At 43.6% G+C, this 637-nt stretch carries 2 protein-coding genes; both read right to left on the reverse strand.

Annotation, left to right across the window (positions count from 1 at the left end):
- Window positions 1–54 precede the first annotated feature (54 nt).
- Window positions 55–405, reverse strand: coding sequence for a hypothetical protein (locus QN379_RS23465; RefSeq protein WP_323507770.1), 351 nt, complete (start codon window positions 403–405; stop codon window positions 55–57).
- Window positions 402–637: hypothetical protein (locus QN379_RS23470; protein WP_323507771.1), on the reverse strand; the 236-nt coding region annotated here is incomplete at its 5' end. The genes QN379_RS23470 and QN379_RS23465, both read right to left, overlap by 4 nt.

The following is a 637-nucleotide window of genomic DNA, read 5'->3' on the forward strand; positions in this document are numbered from 1 at the left end:
TAACCGCGTAACAACATCGCAGGCGCAGCGGTCACGATCGGCCAGAATGAGCGGTCACGTTGACCAGAATACGCAACTGGAACGATCAGGGGCTATTGTTGGGCTTAGATATATTTTTATCTGATCTTTTTCAGGTGCGTTTCCTGGTTTTATAGGTTCCATACTCGGATAATGAAAAGCAAAGGTAATCAGATTTTTATCTGCATCATCCGCTTCATATTTAACAGGTAAAGTAAACGTCGCTTTCCCATCCTTAGAATGCAGTTGTTTCACCGAATCGTCCTTCGTGTTAGAAACGATCAAATAGAACACCACCACCGATAAAAAAATACAGAATATAAAAATCGCTAGCGACATCACAACGATTCCCAAAATACGGAGCCATGATCTTTTACGTTTCGTCATGCAGCGACCTTGTTTCTCGTTATTTCGGCTCTTTGATTTTGTCCGCTTATTGGGGTGTTCAACAGGTGATTGTTGAGCGCTTTGCTTAACACCAGAGCGCGTTGCGCGCTTGGTTCAAATTGATCCAGCGTGTTCCGAATGACGTCAAAACCATTCAGATGCATCCCATCGGCATCCACCTTCAATTCAATCTGATCAATCAACGACTTAAACCGTGTCTGCAATAACAGCG

Origin of the sequence: Glaciimonas sp. Gout2, assembly GCF_035018905.1 — a bacterium.
Classification (GTDB): Bacteria; Pseudomonadota; Gammaproteobacteria; order Burkholderiales; family Burkholderiaceae_D; genus Glaciimonas.

Coding starts and splice junctions, on each gene's coding strand:
- QN379_RS23465 (WP_323507770.1), bottom strand. CDS start 405: ATGACGAAACGTAAAAGATCATGGCTCCGTATTTTGGGAATCGTTGTG.